Source organism: Streptomyces sp. NPDC041968 (assembly GCF_055589025.1).
On the sequence record NZ_JBVJCB010000001.1, the window covers coordinates 788304 to 808056 of the forward strand.

General features: G+C 72.8%; 16 protein-coding genes and 2 tRNA genes. 3 read left to right on the top strand and 15 right to left on the bottom strand.

Annotation, left to right across the window (positions count from 1 at the left end):
* Nucleotides 1–95 precede the first annotated feature (95 nt).
* The 6 genes from ACZ6EG_RS03605 to leuS all read right to left on the bottom strand — a co-directional run bounded on the left by ACZ6EG_RS03605 (nucleotide 96) and on the right by leuS (nucleotide 9791).
* The gene (locus ACZ6EG_RS03605; RefSeq protein ID WP_469601187.1) at nucleotides 96–923 is read right to left on the bottom strand and encodes an arylamine N-acetyltransferase family protein; all 828 of its coding nucleotides are present in this window, start codon (nucleotides 921–923) and stop codon (nucleotides 96–98) included.
* A gap of 4 nt (nucleotides 924–927) precedes the next feature.
* Nucleotides 928–3669, bottom strand: coding sequence for a ComEC/Rec2 family competence protein (locus tag ACZ6EG_RS03610; protein WP_469601189.1), 2742 nt, complete (start codon nucleotides 3667–3669; stop codon nucleotides 928–930).
* The gene (locus ACZ6EG_RS03615; RefSeq protein WP_469601192.1) at nucleotides 3666–4865 is read right to left on the bottom strand and encodes a ComEA family DNA-binding protein; all 1200 of its coding nucleotides are present in this window, start codon (nucleotides 4863–4865) and stop codon (nucleotides 3666–3668) included. Before ACZ6EG_RS03615 ends, ACZ6EG_RS03610 begins: the two co-directional genes overlap by 4 nt.
* A gap of 111 nt (nucleotides 4866–4976) precedes the next feature.
* Nucleotides 4977–5822 carry a DegV family protein gene (locus tag ACZ6EG_RS03620; protein WP_391967969.1) on the bottom strand — a complete coding sequence of 282 codons (846 nt, stop codon included), beginning with the start codon at nucleotides 5820–5822 and terminating at the stop codon, nucleotides 4977–4979.
* A gap of 72 nt (nucleotides 5823–5894) precedes the next feature.
* Entirely contained in the window at nucleotides 5895–6629 is a 735-nt protein-coding gene (locus ACZ6EG_RS03625; RefSeq protein ID WP_391967970.1) for a hypothetical protein, read from the bottom strand.
* 261 nt (nucleotides 6630–6890) lie between these two features.
* A complete protein-coding gene (gene leuS, locus ACZ6EG_RS03630; RefSeq protein WP_469601196.1) occupies nucleotides 6891–9791 on the bottom strand; it encodes a leucine--tRNA ligase in 2901 nt (966 codons plus the stop codon).
* Nucleotides 9792–10297: 506 nt separating this feature from the next.
* Between leuS and ACZ6EG_RS03635 the strand changes: the two genes are divergently transcribed.
* The gene (locus tag ACZ6EG_RS03635) at nucleotides 10298–11554 is read left to right on the top strand and encodes a cytochrome b/b6 domain-containing protein (RefSeq protein WP_469601199.1); all 1257 of its coding nucleotides are present in this window, start codon (nucleotides 10298–10300) and stop codon (nucleotides 11552–11554) included.
* On the top strand, nucleotides 11551–13164 hold the full coding sequence (locus tag ACZ6EG_RS03640) for an NADH-ubiquinone oxidoreductase-F iron-sulfur binding region domain-containing protein (protein WP_391967973.1): 1614 nt from the start codon (nucleotides 11551–11553) through the stop codon (nucleotides 13162–13164). The genes ACZ6EG_RS03635 and ACZ6EG_RS03640 overlap by 4 nt, the downstream gene beginning before the upstream one ends.
* A gap of 52 nt (nucleotides 13165–13216) precedes the next feature.
* Here the strand turns inward: ACZ6EG_RS03640 and ACZ6EG_RS03645 are convergent.
* The 9 genes from ACZ6EG_RS03645 to ACZ6EG_RS03685 all read right to left on the bottom strand — a co-directional run bounded on the left by ACZ6EG_RS03645 (nucleotide 13217) and on the right by ACZ6EG_RS03685 (nucleotide 18446).
* Nucleotides 13217–13289: transfer RNA gene (locus ACZ6EG_RS03645), tRNA-Ala, on the bottom strand.
* A 126-nt stretch (nucleotides 13290–13415) separates the two neighbouring features.
* Nucleotides 13416–13589, bottom strand: a complete 174-nt coding sequence (locus tag ACZ6EG_RS03650; RefSeq protein ID WP_004001335.1) for a hypothetical protein — start codon at nucleotides 13587–13589, stop codon at nucleotides 13416–13418.
* Between the two features lie 438 nt (nucleotides 13590–14027).
* Nucleotides 14028–14100 (bottom strand) — tRNA-Ala (locus ACZ6EG_RS03655).
* Nucleotides 14101–14222: 122 nt separating this feature from the next.
* The gene (locus ACZ6EG_RS03660; RefSeq protein WP_391967974.1) at nucleotides 14223–14894 is read right to left on the bottom strand and encodes a histidine phosphatase family protein; all 672 of its coding nucleotides are present in this window, start codon (nucleotides 14892–14894) and stop codon (nucleotides 14223–14225) included.
* Nucleotides 14891–15337 (bottom strand): ribosome silencing factor, encoded by a 447-nt coding sequence (gene rsfS / locus ACZ6EG_RS03665; protein WP_391967975.1) that lies wholly within the window; start codon nucleotides 15335–15337, stop codon nucleotides 14891–14893. The genes ACZ6EG_RS03660 and rsfS overlap by 4 nt, the downstream gene beginning before the upstream one ends.
* Before the next feature lie 84 nt (nucleotides 15338–15421).
* The gene (locus tag ACZ6EG_RS03670) at nucleotides 15422–17188 is read right to left on the bottom strand and encodes an LCP family protein (RefSeq protein ID WP_391967976.1); all 1767 of its coding nucleotides are present in this window, start codon (nucleotides 17186–17188) and stop codon (nucleotides 15422–15424) included.
* Nucleotides 17189–17204: 16 nt separating this feature from the next.
* Complete coding sequence (gene nadD / locus ACZ6EG_RS03675) at nucleotides 17205–17915, bottom strand: nicotinate-nucleotide adenylyltransferase (RefSeq protein WP_356603332.1); 711 nt, start codon at nucleotides 17913–17915, stop codon at nucleotides 17205–17207.
* 70 nt (nucleotides 17916–17985) lie between these two features.
* Nucleotides 17986–18153, bottom strand: coding sequence for a hypothetical protein (locus tag ACZ6EG_RS03680; protein ID WP_356603334.1), 168 nt, complete (start codon nucleotides 18151–18153; stop codon nucleotides 17986–17988).
* Between the two features lie 131 nt (nucleotides 18154–18284).
* Nucleotides 18285–18446 (bottom strand): hypothetical protein, encoded by a 162-nt coding sequence (locus ACZ6EG_RS03685; RefSeq protein ID WP_384688464.1) that lies wholly within the window; start codon nucleotides 18444–18446, stop codon nucleotides 18285–18287.
* 142 nt (nucleotides 18447–18588) lie between these two features.
* On the opposite strand from ACZ6EG_RS03685, the gene ACZ6EG_RS03690 reads away from it, so the two are divergent.
* The gene (locus ACZ6EG_RS03690; RefSeq protein ID WP_391967978.1) at nucleotides 18589–19734 is read left to right on the top strand and encodes a M48 family metallopeptidase; all 1146 of its coding nucleotides are present in this window, start codon (nucleotides 18589–18591) and stop codon (nucleotides 19732–19734) included.
* The last annotated feature ends 19 nt before the right edge of the window (nucleotides 19735–19753 follow it).

Consider the following 19753-nt stretch of genomic DNA (forward strand, 5'->3'; position numbering starts at 1 on the left):
CTACACACGAGTGGACCCTGTGTGGGCCGTGTGTACCCCGTGGGTCGAATTGGGCGGTTGGGACGCGGTTCCGCGGGGGGCGTGATGACCGCTGCTCACGGTCGGCGCGCGGTGGGCACCCGGTGCAGTTCGATACCGAACCGGTCCCGGTACGCGGCGAGCACCTCCTCGTCCGTCGTCAGCCCGGTCTCCTCCCGGCTCCCGTCGACGGTCGTCGACACGAACCTGCGGCCACTGATCGTGATCCTCCCTCCGTCCTCCGTGAGCATCGAGCAGACCGGCGCCTGGAGGAAGTGCGACTGCGGCGAAGTGCTGTGCCACCACGCACCGGACACGAAGTCGCCGAGCACCCGCGGGCGCAACTCCAGGCGGTACACGGGCTTCCCGTCCTGCGACACGTCCAGGTCGGCCGCCCGGGCCGAGTCGTGGCCGCCGCGCACCCCCGCGGCGTCCGGCCCCGCCTCGGCCACCCGGAACGTGCCGCCGGGGTCCTCCTGCTCGCCCCGCTCCGCGAAGGCCAGCGGGGCGTGGCTGTGCGCCCCGAACCCGACGTCGGCCAGCCAGTCGCCGGCGTCCACCGACCGCACCAGCAGCGCCAGGTGGTCGTAGGGGACGCCGAGCCGGCCACCGTCCCCGTACACCCTCGCCGCGAGCAGGGTGACCTCGTACCCGAGCGCCGTCAGCAGCGCGCCGAAGAGGCCGTTGAGTTCGTAGCAGAACCCGCCCCGGCGCGCGCCCACCACCTTGTCCAGGAGCCGCTTCTCCTCCAGCACGATCTCCTCACCGAGGTGCACGGAGAGGTTCTCGAAGGGCACCGTCCGCAGATGGCGCGCCTGCAGCTCACGCAGGGCGTCGGCGGTGGGCCACGCCGGGTACTCGACTCCGAGTCGGCGGAGGTAGGCATCGACCTGTGCTGAATCCATGCCCTCAGTCTCCCGCCACCCGCAGGGCCTCGCCGGTGCCGGTGACCGCCAGCGCCCCGTCCCGGTCCGTGCGCAGCACCATCGTGCCCCGGGCGCGCAGCGCCGCGACGGTGGCGGGGGCCGGGTGCCCGTAGGTGTTGCCCGCGCCGCAGCTGATGAGCGCCAGCCGTGGGGCGACCTTTCTCATGAGGCCGGGATCCTGGTGGGCCGAGCCGTGGTGGGCCACCTTGAGCACGTCGACGCCTGCCAGCGCCGCTGCCACCGGTGAGTTCGCCAGCTCCTGCTGGGCCGGCGGCTCCAGGTCGCCGAGCAGCAGCAGACGCAGCCCCGCCGTCCGCACCAGGAGGGTGACACTGGCGTCGTTGGGCTCCACCGCGCTCGTCGCGGCACCCGGCCCGGCGCTCGGCGAGGGGGGCGGTGGCGGCCACACCACCCGCCAGGACAGCGGGCCCGCCCTTCGCTGCTGCCCGGCGGCGGCGTGCCGCATCGGGATCCGTCGTGCCGCCGCCTGTCTGCGGACGGACTCGGCCTGCTCCGCGGGCTCCTCGAGCGCGGTGGTCTCGATGGCGCCCACGGCACGCCCCCGCAACACCCCGGCCAGTCCCGCGACGTGGTCGGCGTGGAAGTGGGTCAGCACCACGAGCGGGACGCGGGTGATGCCGAGCGAGCGCAGGCAATGGTCGACCAGCGCCGGGTCCGGTCCGGCGTCCACGACCACGCCCGTGCCCTCGCCCGCCGCGAGCACCATGGCGTCGCCCTGCCCCACGTCGCACATCACCATCCGCCAGTCCGGCGGAGGCCACCCCGTGATCACCCGGGCCAGCGGGGGCGGCCTGACCACCACCAGCATCAAGAGCGCCGCGCAGACACCGCACCACCAGGGGTGCCTGAGCAGTCGCCGGCCGACCAGGAGCCCGCCCACCGTGACGAGGGCGAGCAGCGCCGCCCCGGTCCAACTGCCCGGCCAGTCGATTCCCGCGCCGGGCAGCGCCGCCCCCGTGCGGGCGATCCCCGCGATCCACTCGGCGGGCCAGCTCCCGCACCAGGCCAGACCTCGGGCCACCGGCATCGCCACCGGGGCCGTCGCCAGCGCCGCGAAACCCAGCACCGTGGCCGGCGCGACCGCGAACTCCACGAGCAGGTTGCAGGGGACCGCCACCAGACTCACCCGCGCCGACAGCACGGCGACGACCGGCGCGCACAGGGCCTGTGCCGCACCCGCGGCGGCCAGCGCCTCGGCGAGCCGAGGGGGGACCCGACGCCGGCGCAGCGCCGCGCTCCACCGGGGGGCGACCGTGAGCAGCGCCCCGGTGGCCAGCACGGAGAGCAGGAATCCGTAGCTGCGGGCGAGCCACGGGTCGTACAGCACCAGCAGCAGCACGGCCGTCGCCAGCGCGGGGAGCAGCGACCTGCGGCGCCCGGTGGCCAGCGCGAGCAGGGCGACGGCCCCGCAGGCCGCGGCCCGCAGCACGCTCGGGTCGGGCCGGCAGACGACCACGAAGCCGAGTGCGAGGACCCCGCCGAGCAGCGCGGTGGTCCGCAGGGAGATGCCGAGCCGGGGCGCCAGGCCTCGGCGCTCGCTGCGCTGGGCCAGTCCGGGCGGGCCGAGCAGCAGGGCGAGCACGATCGTGAAGTTGGCCCCCGACACCGCGAGTGTGTGCGCGAGGTCGGTCTCCTTGAACGCCTCCTCCAGCTCCGGCGTGATACGCGCGGTGTCCCCGACGACCAGGCCGGGCAGCAGGGCCCGGGCGTCCTCCGGCAGACCGTCGGTGGCCTCCCGCAGTCCCTCCCGCAGCCGTCCGGCCAGCCGCTGCGCTCCCGACGGCTCGGCCACGACCTCCGGGGCCTCCCGTCCACCCCGTACCCGCAGCACGGCTGCGATGCGGTCGTCGGCCGCCCTCGGGGGCGCAGCCCGGGCGGTGACGCGCAGCCGCGTGGTGGGCAGCAGCCCCAGCCAGTGTGCGGCGCCGGGCCCGGCACGGGAGGCAGGCGAATCATCCGGGACACCCGGGAGGGGGCGGCTCGAAGTCCCTCCGGGTGTCTCCGGCTCTCCGGACGCCGCAGGTGCTCCGGGTGCGTCCGGCCTACCGGACACCGCAGGTGCTCCAGGTGCGTCCGGCCTCCCGGGCACCGCAGGTGCTCCGGGTTCACCCGCTGCCTCCCCCACGTCGACGAGTACCAGCACCGGTGTCCGGGTCACGACCTCCGCTCCGCCCGCCTCCGTCAGCCGGCGTACCTCGCCCTCGATCAGCACGGTGGGCGGCACGGCCCGGTTTCCCCGGACACGGGGCCGGGTGAGGCGGGGATCCGCGGTGACCTCCACCTCGGCGGTGACGGTGGCGTACTGCCGTGCCAGCGCCGGTACCGGCCCCCGGCGCAGGTCCGCGCCGTGCAGTGCGGCCGAGGCGGCGGCCGCGGTGACGCACAGGAGCAGGGCGGCGAGCGACGCGTACGGCCGCCCGCGCGCCGGGCGGTGCCTGCGCGACCTCAGCAGCAGTACGCCGGCTGGGAGAAGGGCACCGGTCACGACCGCGACGGCCCACCCGGGCGGCGCGTCGAGCATCACCGCCGCCGTCGCCCAGGCCCCCAGCGCGGGCGGCACCAGCCGCAGGTCCGTGGGCCCTTCCTGGCGGGGGTGGGCGGCACCGAGCCGATGCCCGGAAGCGGCGTGCACGGCCGCGCGCGGCGGTGCCGTCCGTTCGCCGGGCACCTCGGCGCTGCCGGGGGTCGTCGCCTCCGTCCTCATGGCCGCACGAGGTTTCGCAGGTCGGCGAATCGACGCTCACCGATGCCGTTGACCTCGCGCAGTTCGTCCACCGAGCGGAAACCGCCGTGCCGGGTGCGGTAGTCGATGATGTGTTGGGCCAGCACGGGGCCGACACCGGGCAGGGTGTCGAGCTGGTCGGCGGTCGCCGTGTTGAGGGAGACCGGTGCGACGGGGCCCGCTCCCGCGAGCCCACCCGCCACGGCCGACCCGCCCGCCCCGCCTGATCCACCCGGGACCGTCCCACCCGGGACCGTCCCGGTGCCGGGCACGGGAGCGCCGACGACCACCTGCTCGCCGTCCACGAGGAAGCGGGCCCGGTTCAGCCCGTCGGTCCCGGCGCCGGGCCGGACCCCTCCGGCGGCACGGAGGGCGTCCGCCACCCGTGAGCCGGCCGGCAGGCGGTGGACCCCGGGCTTGCGGACCTTCCCCCCGACGTCCACCACGATCTCGGCGCCGGCGGTGGCCCCGGCCACGGCGGAGCCCCGGTGCGTACCGGCCGTGGAGCCGTCCCCGCCCGCCTCGCCCTCGGCCGTCCCGCTCCCCGCCGCCCCGCCCCCCGGCGAAGCTCCGTACACCGCGGCCTCGCGCACGGTCTCGGGCGCCGGGACCGGCTGGGTGCGTCCCGTCCAGAAGTGCTGCACGGCGACGACCGACGCGATGACGAGCAGCACCGTGAGCGCGGCCACGCTGCGCCGCTCCAGCGCGCACCGGGTCTGCAACCACACCGGCATGCGCTCCCGCAGTGCCTGCCCCGCCCGGCCCCGCCAGGTCTCCGCAGGGGTGTCGGCGGCGCACCGTGCCGCCTCCTCCTCGCTCCCGGCGGCTTCCCTCCGCGCCCCTTCGCTGCCTGCGTCCACCCGCGGGTGTCCGAGATCACGGCTCCGGGGCGACGGTGGTCCCTTCCCCGACTCGCCCCGCCGCACGGGGCGTTCGGCGAAGAGTGCCTCGGCGCGCAGGCGCACCTCCTGCGCCTGCGCGTCCCGGCGCATCTGTCCTCCCCGGCCGCCGGAGCGGGACCCGGACCCGGAACGGGTGTGGAAGGCGGAGCCGGACGGACGGCGGTCGCGCAGGCGGCCGGAGGGGCGGCGGTCGCGCTGCCGGCCGTCGGATGCGGGGCCACGGCCCGGGCCACTGGCCGCGGTCGCCGTGCGTGAGCGTGATGATCGGAGAGCCATGCGACGAGGATCGGGCACCTCGGCACCACGGCGTTGATCTTGGTCAGATCCCGGGGACGACCGCCGCGTTGTGGACAACTCCGCCACCCGCACGGGTGACGCGGCACCCGTTCAGCGCGACGAGACCACGACCCCCAGCAGCCCGGGGCCCGTGTGCGCCCCGATCACCGCGCCGACCTCGCTCACATGCAGGTCGGCCAGCCCCGGCACCCGCTTGCGCAGGCGGTCCGCCAGGGCCGAGGCCCGGTCGGGGGCGGCGAGATGGTGGACGGCGATGTCGACGGGCGCGGTACCCGCCCGGTCGGCGACGATCTCCTCCAGCCGGGCGATGGCCCTGGACGCCGTCCGTACCTTCTCCAGAGGTTCGATGCGGCCCTCGGCCAGCTGCAACAGCGGTTTCACCGCGAGCGCGGAGCCGAACAGGGCCTGGGCCGCACCGATCCGGCCGCCGCGGCGCAGGTAGTCGAGGGTGTCGACGTAGAAGTAGGCGGAGGTGGCCGCGGCCCGCTTCTCCGCGGCCGTGACCGCCTCGTCCACCGTGCCGCCCGCCTCCGCGGCCTCGGCCGCGGCCAGCGCGCAGAATCCGAGGGCCATCGCGATCATCCCGGTGTCCACGACCCGCACCGGGACCGCCGCCTCGCGCGCGGCGACGACGGCCGCGTCGTGCGTACCGGAGAGTTCGGCGGAGAGATGGAGGGAGACGATGCCGTCGACGCCGGACCCGGCGATCCGTCGGTAGGTCTCGGCGAAGAGTTCGGGGCTGGGGCGGGAGGTGGTGACCGGGCGCCGCTTCTGCAGGGCCTGGGCCAGCGAGCGGGTCGAGATCTCGGTGCCCTCTTCCAGCGCCCGGTCGCCCAGGACGACGGTCAGGGGTACCGCGGTGATGCCGTGCCGCTCCATCGTCCGGGCCGGGAGGTAGGCCGTGGAATCCGTGACGATCGCGACATGGCGGGACATGAGCTGGAGGTTACCTGGCGTAGCGCCCGTACGGCAGCCCGGCCCGTCGGCCGGGCATCCACACGGCTGTGATCAGGTCGTGTTCTCCGGACGGGCCTTCTTCTGCCAGGGGTACACGGGGCTCGGGCCGGGCGGGTCGATGGCGGGCCGCGCGGGTTCCTCCGCCGGCTCCGACTGCGGGGTCCGCGGCCAACTCTGCCGGGCGCCGGGGGCGTCGGCGGCCGGGGCCTCGGGCCAGGGCGGCGGCGCGGCGGCGGGCTCCGTCTCCGTCCAGTGCCGCAGGGCTCCGGCCTCGACGTCGATCTGCGCGCTCAGTGAGTCCAGGTCGTCGTCCGCGAAACGGCGGGCCCGGTCACGGGCCGCCCAGCGCAGGGACTCCGCCGAGCGCGCGATGCGCTCGGTGCGCTCGCGCAGCGTGGGAAGGCGCTCGGCGAGCGTGGCCCGGTCCGGATCGGACTCCAGCCGCCTGAGCTCGCCGTCCAGTTCGAACCCGTGCGCGCTGAGCCGGTCGAAGAGGGCGAGGGACTCCTTGAGGGACTCGTCCTCGGCCACGCCCGCGTGCAGCGCGTCCTGGGTGGCCCGCATCGATGTGCGCAGTGTCAGCCGCAGCTGCGCCAGCTCGCCCGCCGGGCCCGTCTGGACGAGGGACTTGGCCCGCAGCGTGTGGTCCTCGACCGTCCGTCGGGCCTGGGTGATGCCCCGGTCCACGCTGCGCTTGGCCGCGCCGACGGCCTTCACCGTGGCGTAGGCGCCCAGCACGAGGGCGAGCACGAAAAGCAGGGCGAATACCGTGATCACTGCTTCCACGAAGCTCCTCCTCCGAGCGTCCGACCCGCGCACCGGCAGGCCGCGGCATTCTCCGCGCCGCTCTTCCACGGTAAACGCAGCGGGCAGGCCCAGGGTTCCGACGGAACCCCGAACCTGCCCGCACACGACCCTGAACCGGCCCGCCCCGCCCCCTAGGGGACGTCCGTGCCCTCACAGGCAACCGTGCCCTCGTGGACGACCGTGCCCTCGTGGACGACCGTGCTCTGGGGGCCGTCCATTGCCCCGGACGCCCCCTCCCACCTATGCGGGAACGATGTTCACCAACTTCGGCGCCCGCACGATCACCTTGCGGATCCCGGCCCCGCCCAGCGCGGCCACGACCTTGTCGTCGGCCAGCGCGGCCTTCTCCAGGTCCTCCTCGGAGATCGACGGAGCGACCTCCAGCCGGGCCTTGACCTTGCCCTTGATCTGCACGACGCAGGTCACGGTCTCGTCGACGACGTAGGCCGGGTCGGCGACCGGGAAGTCCTGGTGGACGACCGAGTCGGAGTGCCCCAGCCTGCGCCACAGCTCCTCGGCGACGTGCGGGGCCAGCGGCGCGACCAGCAGCACCAGGCGCTCGGCGACCGTGCGCGGGACCGGGCCGCCCACCTTCGTCAGGTGGTTGTTCAGCTCGGTGATCTTGGCGATGGCGGTGTTGAAGCGCATGCCCTCCAGGTCCTGCCGTACGCCGTCGACGGCCTTGTGCAGGGCACGCAGGGTGTCCGTGTCGACGTCGGTCTCGGCGACGTCCGCGACCGTCACCTCGCCGGTGTCCTCGTCGACGACGTTGCGCCACAGCCGCTGCAGCAGCCGGAACTGGCCCACCACCGCGCGCGTGTCCCACGGACGGGAGACGTCCAGCGGACCCATCGCCATCTCGTACAGGCGCAGGGTGTCGGCGCCGTACTCGGCGCAGATCTCGTCCGGGGTGACCGCGTTCTTCAGGGACTTGCCCATCTTGCCCAGCAGCCTGGAGACCCGCTCGCCCTGGTAGTAGTAGGAGCCGTCGCGCTCCTCCACCTCGGCGGCCGGCACCGCGATGCCGCGGCTGTCCCGGTAGACGTAGGCCTGGATCATGCCCTGGTTGAACAGCTTGTGGAACGGCTCGGCCGAGGAGACGTGCCCCAGGTCGAACAGGACCTTGGACCAGAAGCGCGCGTACAGCAGGTGCAGCACGGCGTGTTCGGCACCGCCGACGTACAGGTCGACACCGCCGTGCGGCAGGCCCTCACGGGGGCCCATCCAGTACTTCTCGATCTCCGGGTCGACCAGCTTCTCGCTGTTGTGCGGGTCCAGGTACCGCATCTCGTACCAGCAGGAGCCGGCCCAGTTGGGCATGGTGTTGGTCTCGCGCCGGTACTTCCGCGGCCCGCGGCCGTCGCCCAGGTCCAGGGTGACGTGGACCCAGTCGTCGTTGCGCGACAGCGGCGTCTCGGGCCGGGTGTCGGCGTCGTCCGGGTCGAAGGTCCGCGGGGAGTAGTCCTCCACCTCGGGCAGCTCCAGCGGCAGCATCGACTCGGGCAGGGCGTGCGCGATGCCGTCCTCGTCGTAGACGATCGGGAAGGGCTCGCCCCAGTAGCGCTGGCGGCTGAACAGCCAGTCGCGCAGGCGGAAGTTGACGGTGCCCTCGCCGGCGCCGGACCGCTCCAGCCACTCGGTGACGCGCTCCTTGGCCTCGACCACGCCCAGGCCGTCCAGGGAGACGTCCGCACCGCAGGAGTTCACGATCTTCGCGTCGTAGGAGGCGAAGGCCTCGTCCCACGTCGCGGTGTCCGTACCGCGGCCGTCGGTCGGTTCGACGACGCAGCGGATGGGCAGCTCGAAGGCGCGCGCGAACTCGAAGTCGCGGGTGTCGTGCGCCGGGACGGCCATGATCGCGCCGGTTCCGTACCCCATCAGCACGTAGTCGGCGATGAAGACCGGCACCTGCTCGCCGTTGACCGGGTTGGTCGCGTACGCGCCGATGAAGACGCCGGTCTTGTCCTTGGCCTCGGCCTGCCGCTCCACGTCGGACTTCGAGGCGGCCTGCGCGCGGTACGCCGCGACGGCCTCGGTCGGGGTCGCGTGACCGCCGGTCCACACGTCGTGCGTGCCCTCGGGCCAGGCGGCCGGGGTGAACTTCTCGACCAGCGGGTGCTCGGGCGCCAGCACCATGTAGGTGGCGCCGAACAGGGTGTCCGGGCGCGTGGTGAAGACGGTGATGCGCTCCCCGTCGACGGGGAAGTCGACGCGGGCGCCCTCGGAGCGGCCGATCCAGTTGCGCTGCTGCAACTTGATGGCCTCGGGCCAGTCCAGCTCGTCCAGGTCGTCCAGCAGCCGGTCGGCGTAGGCGGTGATGCGCATGTTCCACTGGCGCAGCTTGGACTTGAAGACGGGGAAGTTGCCGCGCTCGGAGCGACCGTCGGCGGTGACCTCCTCGTTGGCCAGCACGGTGCCCAGGCCCGGGCACCAGTTGACCGGCGCGTCGGAGGCGTAGGCCAGGCGGAACCCGCCCAGCACGTCGGCGCGCTCGGCCTCGGTCAGCTCGCCCCACGCCCGGCCGGAGTGGCCCGGGACCGCGCGCTCACCGGACTCGAATCGGGCGACCAGCTCGGCGATCGGCCGGGCCCTGCGCGCCTCCTCGTCGTACCAGGAGTTGAAGATCTGCAGGAAGATCCACTGGGTCCACTTGTAGTACTCCGGGTCGATCGTGGCGAACGACCGCCGCTTGTCGTGGCCCAGACCCAGCCGGCGCAGCTGGCTCTGCATGTTCTTCATGTTGGCCTCGGTCGACACGCGCGGGTGCGTGCCGGTCTGCACGGCGTACTGCTCGGCGGGCAGGCCGAAGGCGTCGAAGCCCAGGGTGTGCAGGACGTTGTGGCCGGTCATCCGCTGGAAGCGGGCGAAGACGTCGGTGGCGATGTAGCCCAGGGGGTGACCGACGTGCAGGCCCGCGCCGGAGGGGTACGGGAACATGTCCATGATGAACTTCTTGGGCTTGGCGACCAGCTCCGGGTCGCCCGCCAGATCGCCCTCGGGGTTCGGTGCGGCGTACGTCCCCTCGGCGTCCCAGAAGTCCTGCCAGCGTGCCTCGATGTCGGCGGCCATGGCGGCCGTGTAGCGGTGCGGCGCGGCGTCCGCCGACACGGGGGCGGTCGCCGCAGGGTTCGTCTCGCTCATGATCCTCAAAGCTCCATCGATCGTCTCTGCCAGCGGCTGCGACCTTCATGACCTACGGCGACGAAGGCCGGGAAATGAAAAATCCCCTCGCACAGGAGGGGACGCCGCGCCGATTCCGGCCGCCGGACTGGGGCCGGGGTCGGAACTGATCAGCGCGGCTCGCTAAGCAGAAGGCGTACGGCACGCATGGCGTCAGGGTACCGCAGTCGCCGCACGGGCCGCGACGGCCCTGTGGACGCCCCGCGCACGCCCGGCGAACCTGAACCTAGGTCAAAGGTTACTTCGCGTAACGACCACTAACGGGACATCACAACGACCGCATTGTCATTTGATAACAACGCAATAACTCAAACCTCGTACTCGCGGGTATGGCGCCACTTAGAGTGCGGCAGCGGGACCGCTTTCCCGAACCGCTCCGGAGTCGCCCCCATGAACCCTCCCCCGTTCCACCCCAGCAGTGACAGCTCACCCCCTCCCCTCACGTCCCTGACGTGGGGAGGCCGGTCGTGGTGACGAACGACAGCACGATGGACGACACCTTCGCCCAGTTCCTCGACTTCGGCGCCGGTGTCCTCTCCCTCGTCTTCCTCAGCTGTTCCGTGATCTGGGGACTCGTCGCCCAGGACCGGGTCGTCCTCGACACCCGCCAGCGCATCCTGGCGCAGGCGGTGCACCGGACCACCGCGGTCGCCTCGGTCGTGTTCCTGCTGGTGCACATCGGGGTCAAGCTGACCCTGGCCCACACCACCTGGGTCGCCGCGGTGATCCCCTTCGGGCTGCTGGCCACGGAGGACGAGGCCTTCGGGGGAAGGTCCGTCCTCATCGGCTTCGGCACCCTCGCCAGCATGCTCATGATCTTCGTGGGCGTGACCGGCGCCCTGCGCAACCGCTTCGCGTCTCCGGCCCCCGTGGCCTCCCGCTGGCGCGCCATGCACATGCTGGCCTACCCGGCGTGGTGCCTGGCCCTGCTGCACGGGCTCTACGCGGGTCGCGCGGCGAAGCCGGTCTTCACGGTGCTGTACGGCCTGTCCGTGCTCGGCGTCATGGCGGCGCTGGCCCTGCGCGCGGCGCCCAGCCCGGTCAAGCGCCAGGTCGCCGACCGGATCGCCGGCTTCCTCGGGACCGCCGAACGCAGGCGCCAGGAGGAGCTGGAGGAGAGCCGGGCCCGCACGGCCGACACCTCCGCACGGCCGGGGTACGCGGGCCCGGCGTCCTCCGGGCCCCGGTCCACGCCGCTGTACGCGTCCGCGGAGCGGCTCACGTCCCCGGAGCCCGCAGGCGGCTTCGCGGCGGCCTACCACGCCGTGTCCAGCCCCGGCGGCACCCGACGGCAGCCGCTGCCGGCCGACGCGGTCACGCCCGACCTGCTGCCGCCGGACATGCGTCCCACCGAGACGATGCCGGTCGCGGACGGCGGCGGCAGCACCTCGGGAAGCTGGCCGATACCGTCGCCCCCGCCGGTCGGCGAGGCGCCCCCCTCGGCCTACGACCCGCTCAACGACACGGGACACACCATCCCGGTCTACGGCAATCCGGACGCGTCCGGCTACGGCTCGAGTGACGTGTACGACACCGCTGAGACGAACGCCGTCTATGACACGTACTACCCGGACGACACCTACAACAGCGGTCCCGCCACTGAACCGACCCCCGGCGTGCCCTCCGGCCCCACGGCCTTCGGCACGCCGTACGACCCGTCCTACGATTTCGACGCACCGGGTTCGGGCGAACCTTGGAACACGCCTTCCGGAGGCTTGAAGTGAACGAGGCCCTGCCCGACGTCCCCGAAGTCCGCGTCGTCGGCCTTCCCCAGCTCACGTCGGGCTTCGACCTTGTCGAGCGCCTGGACCTGCCGATGCACCTCAAGGTGCACGGGCCGCTCGAACCGCTGGGCGGCGAACAGCTCGCCCAGCTGTCCGAACGCATCAACCTGCTGGGCCGCGGCGGCGCGGGCTTCCCCTTCCACAAGAAGCTGCGCTCGGTCGCCGAGGCGGCGATCAAGCGCGGCGTGCGGCCGGTCGTGGTCGTCAACGGCAGCGAGGACGAGCCCGCCTGCCGCAAGGACACGGTGCTCATCAACCGCGCCCCGCACCTGATCCTGGACGGCGCGCTGCTGTGCGCCGAGGCCATGGGCGCGCGCACGCTGGTCATCGGGGTCACCCGGGAGTCCACCCAGCGTTCCATGGAGGCCGCCCTCGCCGAGCGCGGCCTGAACAACGGGCGCCGCTCCGCCCTCCGCGCGCGGGTCCAGCGCAACCCGGTCCGCATGGTCACCGGCGCGGCCGCCTCCCTGATCCGCTCCATCGACGGCGGCCCCGCGATGCCGCCCGGCCGCAAGGTCAGCGCCTCCAGGAGCGGGGTCGGCGGCGCCCCGACCCTGCTGTCCAACGCCGAGACCTTCGCCCAGCTGGCGATCGCCGCCCGCATCGGCCCGGAGCGCTACGGCAACACCGGCCTGTACGACGAGCCGGGCACCGTCATGCTCACCGTCTCCGGCGCGGTCGCCCGCCCGATGGTGATCGAGGTGCCGACGGGCGTGCCGTTGCGCTACGTCCTCCAGCTCGCCGGCGCCCCGCCGGTGCCGCAGGGCGTGCTGACCGGCGGCTACCACGGCAAGTGGATCGACGCGGCGACCGTCGACGAGGCGATCGTCTCCCGCAACTCCCTGCAACAGGCGGGCGGCTCGCTCGGCGCGGGCGCGATCCTGCCGATCGGTCAGGGCACCTGCCCGCTGGGCGAGTCGCTGCGCGTGGCGCAGTGGCTGGCGCAGGAGAGCGCGGGCCAGTGCGGCCCCTGCTACCTGGGTCTGCCGGCCGCCGCCCGCGGTCTGGAGGACATCCTGAACGGCGGTGGCCCGGCCGCGCTGGAGGCGGTCAAGCAGGTCGCGCGGAACGTGAAGCGGCGCGGCGCCTGCTCGCACCCGGACGGCTCGGCGATGTTCCTGGAGTCGACCCTCAAGGCCTTCACCGACGACCTCGCCGCCCATGTCCTCGGCAACGGCTGCGGACGGCCCGTGGAGGGCGTCCTGCCGCTCTTCGAGGGCGGGGCGACCCCTACGGGCGTCCCGGGCGGCGGTCCGGAGAACGGCCCCAGCCGTCAGAAGATCTACGTCGACTGGACGCTGTGCCGGGGCCACGGCCTGTGCGCGGACATCCTGCCGGAGGTCTTCCAGCTCGGCGCCGACGGCTTCCCGACGGTCGCGCAGGCCGAGGTGCCGCGCTTCGCGGAGGCCAAGGCGGTCCGCGCGGTGCGCCGCTGCCCGGCGCTCGCCCTGCGCATCGAGGAGGACACCCGGGGGCAGCTCCCCGCACCCTCGCGGACCAACCTGCCGGTCCTCTCCCCGGGCCGGGGTCGCCGGGCACTCGGCCGCTGAGGCCGGGCCACACGAACAAACCCCCCGGATCATGATCCGGGGGGTTTCCCTGTGGAGCTAAGGAGAATTGAACTCCTGACCTCCTGCATGCCATGCAGGCGCTCTACCAACTGAGCTATAGCCCCTTGCTTCTTCCTCCGCCCGGTCTCCCCGGCGGCGACGCCAACATTACACGGTCCACCGGGCCCAACACCAAATCGTTTCCGTTCTGTCCGATTTGGTGACGGATGCTCCGCACCGGGTGCGTGCGGCTAGGCCGTCACGAACGAGTAGAACCGCTTGAGTGTGCAGTGCTCCTCCAGGAGCCGGCCGTAGATCGGCTCGCCCTCGAGTTCGCGGTACGTCTCGATCGGGTCGCCTTTTATGATCAGCGCCCGCGCGCACTCCTCGCACCAGTACTGGTAGTCCGGATTCACCGGCTCCATGTCCCGCACGATCGGGGTGCCGCTGCCGCACCAGTCGCACTTCCGCCTGTGTGCACCCATCGATCAGCTCCAGCTGTGGCCGCAGGCCGTGCACACGTAAGAGATCCCGCCGTTGTCGCCGAGGACTTGGGCCACGTGTCCGGAACCGCAGGAAGGGCAGCTGAGACGGGTGATCGTGTTCCGTGTCACCGCTCCGCCGAGGAGATGACCGACCTCCTCGAGGATGCTCGCAGGCATCGCCACTCCCTCCCGTCGGGCCGCGGTCCCTTCCGGCCGTTTGATTCTGCCACGACCGGGCCAATACGGTCAGCGACGCCTCAGTACCGGTCCGGACACGGAGTCCCGGAGGGGTATACGCCTGCGGGACGCCTGGTGCTCAGCTGGGCTCGAAACGAAAAATCCCGCCCCCCGAGGGGGACGGGATTCGTCCGTGGGCTGTGGAGCTAAGGAGAATTGAACTCCTGACCTCCTGCATGCCATGCAGGCGCTCTACCAACTGAGCTATAGCCCCTTGCTGCCACCCGGCTCGGCCGTGTGGTCCTTCGCTCCGCTCGGCGGGGCGAACAAGAAGAACTTTAGCCTGCGACCTGCCGGAAAGTGAAATCCGGGTACCCGGACCTCGCCCGCGGCGGCTCAGTCGTCGTCGCCGAGCACCGGTTCCGGCAGCGTGCCGGCGTTGTGCTCCAGCAGGCGCCAGCCCCGGGCGCCCTCGCCGAGGACGGACCAGCAGCAGTTGGTCAGCCCGCCGAGGCTCTCCCAGCTGTGCGGTTCCAGGCCGAGCAGGCGGCCGATGGTGGTGCGGATCGTGCCGCCGTGGCTGACCACGACGAGGGTGCCGTCCTCGGTGAGCTTCTCCGCGTGGCGGAGCACCACGGGCGCGGCGCGGTCGGCGACCTCGGTCTCCAGCTCGCCACCGCCGCGGCGGACCGGCTCGCCGCGCTTCCACGCCGCGTACTGCTCGCCGTGCCGGGCGATGATCTCCTCGTGGGTCAGCCCCTGCCAGACGCCCGCGTAGGTCTCCCGCAGGCCCTCCTCCAGGGTCACGTCCAGGCCGGTGAGGGCGGCGAGTTCGGCCGCGGTGTGCGCGGCCCGCTTGAGGTCGGAGGCGATGATCGCGTCGGGGCGCAGGCCGACGAGCAGCCGGGCGGCACGGCGGGCCTGGGCGACGCCGGTCTCGGTGAGCTCGACGTCCGTGGTGCCCTGGAAGCGGCGCTCCACGTTCCACGAGGTCTGGCCGTGCCGCCACAGGATGATGCGCCGGCCCTTGCCGGGCCGGCCGGCGGTCACCTCTCCGGTGGCGCTCATCGCCAGTCCCCGTCGGTGTCGGTCGCCTCCTCGGCGGCCTTGTGCTCGGCGTGCTCCGCCGCCTTGCCGCGGGTCTCCTTGGCGTCGGCGGGCAGCTCCAGCTCGGGGCAGTCCTTCCAGAGCCGCTCCAGGGCGTAGAAGACGCGCTCCTCGCTGTGCTGGACGTGGACGACGATGTCGACGTAGTCGAGCAGGACCCAGCGGGCCTCGCGGTCGCCCTCGCGGCGCACCGGCTTGGCGCCGAGCTGCTTGTTGAGCCGCTCCTCGATCTCGTCGACGATCGACTTGACCTGGCGGTCGTTGGGGGCGGAGGCCAGGAGGAAGGCGTCCGTGATCGACAGCACATCGCTGACGTCGTAGGCGATGACGTCGTGGGCGAGCTTGTCGGCTGCCGCCTGGGCGGCGGCGTTGATGAGTTCGATGGAGCGGTCGGTCGCGGTCACTGCCTGGCTTTCGGGTCGGCGGTCGGTTGACCTCAAGGGTCTCACGACCGCCGACGGTGGCCGACGTGGCGACCGCGCCGCCCGCTAGGACGCCGGTTCGTAGTCCTGCCCGAGGACGACCGAGACCCTCGCGTTCGCGGAGACCTCGCCCTGGGTGACGGAGCCGGTGGGCAGGCCCAGGGTCTGGGCGACCTGGACGGCGTTCTCCTTGTCGGCGGCCTGCGCGTAGACCACCTTCGACGTGGCCTCGGTGCCGGAGGCGGTGCCGCCCTCCAGGAAGGTGAAGCCGCCGTTCAGGAGGACGACGCGGGCCTTGCCGGTGCGGTCCTCGACGCCGGTGGCGTTGCGGACGGAGACGCTGACGGCCGCGTCCTTGTCGGGGCTCTTGGCGGTGCCGCCGAGGACGTCCTTGACGATGCTGTCGCTCGCCTCGGCGCTGAGCCTGCCGTCGCCCCCCACGGGCAGCAGCGCGGTCTTGAAGTCGCCGCCCTTGGCCAGGTCGGAGAGCCCGGCGAGGAAGGCGCCGAGGTCCTGGTCGGTCAGCGGCGGGTCGAGGATCAGCCCGAGCGTCTGGATGGTGGTCGTCGCGGCCTGCGGGTCGGAGGAGAGCTTGCGCAGCACCCCCTGCATGACCTGGCCGAACCGCTGGAGCTGGGCGTCGGCCCGCTCGCCGGAGCCGCGGTGGGTGGCGTAGGCGACGGCCGCCTTGCCGCTGAGGGTCTGGTTCTCGCCCTGGTGGACGAGCGGGGCGGCGCCCTTGTCCTTGGCCGCCGGGTCGGGGACGTCGGTGTCGGTGTCGACCTCGATGTTGCCGACCAGGTCGACGAGGATCTGGAGGTACGGAGTGTCCAGGCGCCAGGTGCCGCCGATGTCGGTGCCGAGGGCCGAGTCGAGCGCGGTCCGGGTCGCGTCGGGACCGTCGTCGTCGACGGACTTGGCGAGCGTGGTGGTGGTGCCGTCGTCGCCGGTCAGGGCGAGCGCGTTGGGCACCAGGACGGCGGTGCCCTGCTTGGTCGTGGTGTTGTCGACGAGCAGCGCGGTGGAGGTGCCGCCGCCCTTGGTGTCGTGCAGGTGGACGGCGATCACGTCGCGCTTCTGGGCGCCGGCGGCCGTCGTACCGCCCGTCCGGTCCTCCGAGGAGGACGCGCCGGGCAGCTTCCCGGCGTACCAGAGGTAGCCGACGCCGCCGACCGCGACCAGCGCCAGGACGACGACCAGGGCGACGACCCGCGCGCGTGCGCGCCGCCGGGCCTCCTCACGGCGCTCGGTGCGGTTCTCCGTGAACTTCATCCAGTCGATGACGTCCTCGGAGTCGTCGGTGGGCTCCTCGACGAAGGCGAACTGCTCGGTCCGGTACTCCCGGTCGGGCCCGGCGGCCTCGGCGAGGGCGTCCCCCTCCGGTCCCTCGCGCGGGCCGGCCTGCTGCGGGATGTGGGCGGTCTGCTCGGCGACGCGGGGCTGCGGGCCGCTGGTGGCGGTGCGGCCGTACGGGTCGTGGGCGGGCTGCTCCTGCGGGCCGGTGGCGTAGCCGTCGTAGGCGCCGTGGCCGGGGACGGGGGGCTGCTGCCCGGTGTCCCAGCCGCCCTGGGTGCCGTAGGGGTCGTACGGCTGCTGGGCGGGCTGCTGGGCGTACGGGTCGTAGCCGTAGCCCTGCTGCCCGTACTGCCCCTGCTGGTGACCGTACTGACCGGCCTGCTGCTGCGCGTACGGGTCGTACGGCTGCTGTCCGCCGGGGCCGCCCTGGACCTGGTCCTGCGCCTGGGCCTGGCGGTACACCGGCCGGCCGTACTCGTCGTAGCCGACGAGTTCGTACTGGTCGCCGCCGTACCCCGCGTCGTATCCGTCGTTCACCGGTGCCCCTCTCGGCTCACTCGCCGCGGTACAGCTGGCGCTTGTCGATATAGCGCACCACGCCGTCCGGCACCAGGTACCAGACGGGATCGCCCTTGGCGACTCTCGCACGGCAGTCCGTGGAGGAGATGGCGAGGGCGGGGACCTCGACGAGCGAGACTCCGCCCTTGGGAAGCCCGGCGTCCGTGAGCGTGTGGCCGGGCCGGGTGACGCCGATGAAGTGTGCCAGGGAGAACAGCTCCTCGCTGTCGCGCCAGGTGAGGATCTGGGCGAGGGCGTCGGCGCCGGTGATGAAGAACAGGTCCGCGTCCGTGTTGAGGGCGGCCAGGTCGCGCAGGGTGTCCACGGTGTAGGTGGGGCCGCCGCGGTCGATGTCGATGCGGCTGACCGAGAACTGGGGGTTCTCGACGGTGGCGACGACGGTCATCAGGTAGCGGTCCTCGGCCGCGGAGACCGTGCGGTGGCTCTTCTGCCAGGGCTGCCCGGTGGGCACGAACACCACCTCGTCGAGGTGGAACTGCGCGGCGACCTCACTGGCCGCCACGAGGTGTCCGTGGTGGATCGGGTCGAAGGTGCCGCCCATGACGCCGAGGCGTCGCTTGCCCGACGGCGACGGGCCGTTGCCCGGGCCGGTGGCCCGTGCGGGCGCCGCGCGGTTCTGCGTGCCACGCGCCGGAGCGTGCGCCGTGTCGTGCGCCGGACCGGTAGGCATGTCCTGCTCTCCCATGCGTGCAGACCCTACCGGCCCGGCCTGAGGGCTCCTGCCGGGCCCACGGTCCCCGGACCCGCTGCCGTGCTCAGCGGTCGCGGTTGAACCGGGTGGTGATCCACAGCAGCAGCATCAGGATGACGAACGCGCCGATGCCGGTGACGTAAGGGCTGAGACTCTGGTGGTTGCCGCCGTGCTCCTCGCCGCCCTCGGAGGCGAGGGTGACGATCTGGGCAGCGGTGCTGTGGAAGCTCATCTTCGGCAGGACCTATCCGGTGTGGGCGGAATAAAGACGTCGGCTCATCGTATGCGGGCGTCTCACGGGCGATCACGCCGACTCCGCCGTTGGGGACCGGTCGGGGAGGTCCGGGGAACCTTCGGATCCCCTCAGTCGTCCTTCCGCTTGTACCCCCGCAGCAGGAACCACGCGGTCAGCACGCAGCCCACCACCATCACGATCAGCACCACCCGGAGCAGATTCCCCGGCCCTTGCTGTTCGGCCGCGGTCGCCGCCGTGGCGAGCCAGTCGGTGTGGGGGGTGTGCGCCATGACGTGGACTCCTTCGTTGCACTGCCCGTCCACGGTATCTCCGCCTAAGGTGGGCTCGGCTCCGGGGGCACAAAAGGTCGCACAAGGGTTCGTAAAGGGCCGGCCAGCAGCACGGGCCGCACACACGCACATGGGGGATGACATGTCCGACGGCCACCAGCACAACGGGCACGAGCACGTGCCGAGCAGGCAGCGCAGGCGCTTCCCCGGAATCTCCTCGCGCGCGTACGAGCACCCCGCCGACCGCAGCGCCCTGGTGGCGCTGCGCAAGCTGAGCGGCTTCGACACGGTCTTCAAGGCGCTCAGCGGGCTGCTGCCCGAGCGGAGCCTGAGGCTGCTGTTCCTGTCCGACTCGGTCCGGGTCTCGGAACGGCAGTTCGCCCATCTGAACGTCATGCTGCGCGACGCCTGCTACATCCTGGACCTGGAGAAGGTCCCCCCGATGTACGTCAACCAGGACCCGACGCCGAACGCGATGTGCATCGGTCTGGACGAGCCGGTCATCGTCGTCACCACGGGTCTCGTCGAGCTGCTGGACGAGGAGGAGATGCGGGCGGTCGTCGGGCACGAGGTCGGGCACGCGCTGTCCGGGCACTCGGTCTACCGGACCGTCCTGCTCTTCCTGACCTCCCTCGCGGTCCGCGTCGCCTGGATCCCGCTGGGAAACCTGGCGATCATGGCCATCGTGACCGGGCTGCGCGAGTGGTTCCGCAAGTCGGAGCTGTCCGCCGACCGCGCGGGCCTGCTGGTCGGTCAGGACCTGCAGGCCTCCATGCGGGGCCTGATGAAGATCGCGGGCGGCAACCACCTGCACGAGATGAACGTGGACGCGTTCCTGGAGCAGGCCGACGAGTACGAGGCCGGGGGCGACCTGCGCGACTCCGTGCTGAAGATCCTGAACGTGCTGCCCCGTTCCCACCCCTTCACCACGGTGCGGGCCGCCGAGCTGAAGAAGTGGGCCGAGTCCCGTGACCACCAGCGGATCATGGACGGCCACTACGCGCGGCGCGAGGAGGACAAGGACACCTCGGTCCGGGACTCCTTCCGCCAGTCGGCGTCCAGCTACGCCTCGGACGTGCGCGACTCCAAGGACCCCCTGATGAAGCTGGTGGGCGACATCGCCGGCGGTGCCGGTGACCTCGGGGACCGGGTGCGGCGCGGCTTCGGCGGCTTCACGGCCTCCCGGCCGAGGCCGCCCCAGGACGCCGACCGCCCGTCCGAGGGTCCGGAGGGGGCCGGCGGGGCGGACGGCCGCCCGGACGACCGCCCGCCCCGCGACGGCGCCTGAGAGGGCGGCTCACACCCCC

Excerpts from the sequence above, each read along its gene's own strand:
- ACZ6EG_RS03680 (WP_356603334.1), bottom strand. The coding sequence starts at position 18,153 with ATGAGCTTCCACAGCACCGCTGCCCAGATCGTCACCCTCGCCTCCGAG.
- ACZ6EG_RS03620 (WP_391967969.1), bottom strand. The coding sequence starts at position 5,822 with ATGTCCCGCCATGTCGCGATCGTCACGGATTCCACGGCCTACCTCCCG.
- ACZ6EG_RS03650 (WP_004001335.1), bottom strand. The coding sequence starts at position 13,589 with ATGGAGCCGGTGAATCCGGACTACCAGTACTGGTGCGAGGAGTGCGCG.
- ACZ6EG_RS03610 (WP_469601189.1), bottom strand. The coding sequence starts at position 3,669 with ATGAGGACGGAGGCGACGACCCCCGGCAGCGCCGAGGTGCCCGGCGAA.
- ACZ6EG_RS03615 (WP_469601192.1), bottom strand. The coding sequence starts at position 4,865 with ATGGCTCTCCGATCATCACGCTCACGCACGGCGACCGCGGCCAGTGGC.
- ACZ6EG_RS03685 (WP_384688464.1), bottom strand. The coding sequence starts at position 18,446 with ATGGCGCACACCCCCCACACCGACTGGCTCGCCACGGCGGCGACCGCG.
- ACZ6EG_RS03660 (WP_391967974.1), bottom strand. The coding sequence starts at position 14,894 with ATGAGCGCCACCGGAGAGGTGACCGCCGGCCGGCCCGGCAAGGGCCGG.
- leuS (WP_469601196.1), bottom strand. The coding sequence starts at position 9,791 with ATGAGCGAGACGAACCCTGCGGCGACCGCCCCCGTGTCGGCGGACGCC.
- ACZ6EG_RS03690 (WP_391967978.1), top strand. The coding sequence starts at position 18,589 with ATGTCCGACGGCCACCAGCACAACGGGCACGAGCACGTGCCGAGCAGG.
- ACZ6EG_RS03605 (WP_469601187.1), bottom strand. The coding sequence starts at position 923 with ATGGATTCAGCACAGGTCGATGCCTACCTCCGCCGACTCGGAGTCGAG.
- nadD (WP_356603332.1), bottom strand. The coding sequence starts at position 17,915 with ATGGGAGAGCAGGACATGCCTACCGGTCCGGCGCACGACACGGCGCAC.